The following is a 3,441-nucleotide window of genomic DNA, read 5'->3' as shown; positions in this document are numbered from 1 at the left end:
AACTGTATATCAGATTTACTGGTGATAATGTTTGGCGGATAAGAATATTGTGCTATATTGGAAGAGTACCAACAAATTTTTCAATATGAAACAAACAAACATCAAATCACTAATTACTACCTGTCAGGAGGAGATGATAAGCAATGGCTATAGTGAGAGCACTATTGCCACACACATATCGAATCTTGAACGGGGTATCCTCGCCTACATGTCAGAGCGAGGAGTAGAGTTCTATAATCCCGGCATTGGGGACTCTTTTCTTGAAAGCCTTACTAGAAACACCCAATGGGAAAAGCACTATCGTTGCATCGGCATGTTGAACTCGGTGTTAAGGTATGGGCATATAATGGCAAATCGTCCTCCAAGCCAAAGGCATGAACTTCCTGGAGAAATAGGAGCAGTGGCAAAACGGCTTATTGAACTAAAGCGTTCGGAACGTGTTTCCCCGAAAACGATAGAGATTTACCAACGTGTAATATCCCAGTTTATCGCAGTGGTTCAAATTAAAGGAGTCAAGCAAGTGGCTGAAATCACAGAGTCGCACATCATCGATTTCATCTCCACAAGTACAAACAGCAGAGGACAGCGACTGTATGTAATGAAGATGTTCTTCAAATATCTTTTGACGGAAGGGCATGTCAAGTATAGCCTTGGGGCATTACTTGATTCAGTAAAGGCTCCACAACGGGAGAAAGTACCGTCGGTTTACAATCAGGACGAGATTGCCCTTATAGAAAACTCCATTGACAGGAGCAATTTCGGAGGCAGACGTCTGTATGCGATGTTTCTGCTGGCATCAAGGCTTGGGCTGAGAGTGTCGGATATAATCCGGCTTCGCTTCGCAAATCTGGACTGGGATAAAAGCACCTTTTCCATCATTCAATACAAGACAAAACACGAGGTTGTGCTTCCGTTGCTGACGGATGTAGGAAATGCAATCATAGATTATCTTCAAGCAGAAAGACCGTCCTCGGATGATGAACATGTGTTTATTTCAATGCGTCCGCCATACAAAGGAGTGTCGCGTGATACCGTATGGCTTGGGTTGCAGAAGGCTATCCAACAGTCAGGTGTAAACATACAGCGTCGTCGGCACGGTATTCATGCGTTCAGACATTCCCTTGCATCTCAGCTCCTGTCCAAAGAGACTCCATTACCCATAATCAGCAGTACATTGGGGCATGTGTCCACGGCAACGACCTCCAATTATTTGAGGGTGGACTTGGCGAAATTGAAGTCTATATTGCTTTCGCCCTCGTTGGTCCCGGAAAGATTTTATACGCAGAAAGGAGGTATATTCTATGAATAAAGGATACGTCTTCCGTAGCGCTTTTGCCCCGTACATACTGGAGTTCTTGAAAATGAAAGGCAATCTTGTCGTCAATTCGGATGTTTACCGTCACACATTGCAGCAATGGGACGAAGCCATGTTGGAGAACGGGTTCAATGAGCTGTATGTCACAAGAGGAATGGTGTCGGCGTGGGAAAACTCTCTAAGGAACATCTGCGACAGGACATCCTATGCCAAACATACCCAACTCATCCAGTTCCTGAAATACATGTGTAGACTCGGCATAGAGTGCTTTGTGCCAAGGATTCCAAAGCGTCCATCCAACATGTACTTTCCCTATGTGTTCACACATGAAGAAATGTATCGAATCATGGAAACCATTGACAAATCGGAACAGAAAGGCTTCTGTCCCAAAAGTTGCCTTATCTGCATGCCATGCCTGTTCCGGCTATTGTATTCGACCGGAATGCGAATCTCGGAGGCTCTTAACATTAAGAATGGAGACGTCAATTTTCAGTCAGATGCAATTTTATTGACAAAGACTAAGAACGACAAGGAGAGGATTATCCCCATGAATCCAGAATTGAAAGCGGTATTGTTACAATACATGAAATATCGTGACCTGATGCCGGTGGAAGGAATCTGCAAGCCGGAACGCCACCTGTTTGTGTCAGGAAAAGGAAAGCCGTTCACGGCAACCACGCCATACACTTTCTTCAAAAAGATACTTCGGCAATGCGGGATAGCCCACAAAGGCAAAAAACAAGGCCCCCGGGTTCACGACCTCCGTCATACGTTCGCAGTACATACCTTACAAAAGATGGCAACCGAAGGCGTGGATCTGTATGCCGGATTACCAGTCCTGTCAGTTCTCCTCGGCCATGCGGGTGTCAGGGAAACGGAATGGTATCTGAGGCTTACGCGTGAGTTCTATCCCGAAGTGATTGATATAATATCTTCTACAACTGGAGGCATCTTCCCGGATGTTGACAAAAACAACATGTATTATGGAAAAAGAAACTGACTTTGCCCGGCACCTTACAATTTTCTTGTCGGATTATCTGATGAAAGAGCGGGGCGTTAGCCACCACACTCTTAGGAGCTATGCCTACACGTTTGACTTGATGCTGGACTATATGTTGGAGGTGGAGAAAATCCCGGCAGAACGAATCGAGCTGAAACACCTTACACGTGATTGCACGACAGGATTTTTAGACTGGCTACAGACTGAAAGAAAATGCACCGACAACACGCGTAACGCACGCCTTGCTGCGATACATGCGTTCTGCAAATATCTACAATACGAGGACGTTAAGAGAATCGGTTGTTGGCAACAAATAATGACAATAAAGGCCAAGCATAAAGCGTCAGGCACCATATCCTCATTGAGCATCGAAGCAATGAAAACCCTACTTGCAGAGATACCGACTGACACAATGCAGGGAAGACGGCATCTTGCCATATTATCACTACTTTACGAAAGTGGTGCCAGGGTGCAGGAGCTCATCAACCTTACTCCAACCGACTTGTCACTGGAACCGCCAGCATATGTGACTTTGTTCGGAAAAGGCCGTAAGAAGAGGGTTGTTCCATTACAAAAGCGGCTGGTATCCATAATGAAACTGTATCTGTCCGAACATAAACTCGATTTGCCGGGAAGAGAGAGAAGGTATCTCTTCTACAATAACCGTGGTGCGAAACTCTCAAACTCCGGAATAGCGCATATCATTACATTGTATGCAAACGATGTAAGGGTTAAGCACCCCGGACTTCTCCCGGATAAAATATCCCCACACTCTTTCAGGCACTCGAAAGCCATGCATCTGTTGCAGGCCGGCGTGAATCTTGTCTACATACGGGACATATTAGGTCATGCGTCCATCAAGACTACTGAAATATATGCTCGTGCAGACTCTAAGCAAAAGAGAGATGCGCTAGAGAAGGCATATGCAGACATCACCCCTGAACGTCCCGAGAAGGGAGAATGGGAAACTAAGTCCCACATAAAAAACTGGTTAAAACAGTTTACACGGAAGTAATATCATTAAATATTATCCCAAGCTATTATAGCAAGTAATGATGTTATATACTTAATAATCAATACTTATCGTTATTGGCTTGGGATAATCTTGGAGTGGGGATAATAGTGA

At 44.8% G+C, this 3,441-nt stretch carries 3 protein-coding genes; all 3 read left to right on the top strand.

Translation table 11 applies throughout. The features are described 5' to 3' along the window. Window positions 1–85: 85 nt before the first annotated feature. From BN93_RS16670 to BN93_RS06265, 3 genes are read left to right on the top strand one after another with little or no spacing between them, the layout of a single operon-like run. The gene (locus BN93_RS16670; RefSeq protein WP_044260014.1) at window positions 86–1,309 is read left to right on the top strand and encodes a site-specific integrase; all 1,224 of its coding nucleotides are present in this window, start codon (window positions 86–88) and stop codon (window positions 1,307–1,309) included. Further along, window positions 1,302–2,315 (top strand): tyrosine-type recombinase/integrase, encoded by a 1,014-nt coding sequence (locus BN93_RS06270; RefSeq protein WP_019187482.1) that lies wholly within the window; start codon window positions 1,302–1,304, stop codon window positions 2,313–2,315. The genes BN93_RS16670 and BN93_RS06270 overlap by 8 nt, the downstream gene beginning before the upstream one ends. Next, window positions 2,299–3,330, top strand: coding sequence for a tyrosine-type recombinase/integrase (locus BN93_RS06265; RefSeq protein ID WP_019187481.1), 1,032 nt, complete (start codon window positions 2,299–2,301; stop codon window positions 3,328–3,330). Before BN93_RS06270 ends, BN93_RS06265 begins: the two co-directional genes overlap by 17 nt. The last annotated feature ends 111 nt before the right edge of the window (window positions 3,331–3,441 follow it).

The sequence above is a fragment of the Prevotella conceptionensis 9403948 genome (genome assembly GCF_000312305.1).
GTDB lineage: Bacteria > Bacteroidota > Bacteroidia > Bacteroidales > Bacteroidaceae > Prevotella > Prevotella conceptionensis.
This window is presented reverse-complemented; position numbering and strand designations above follow the sequence as displayed.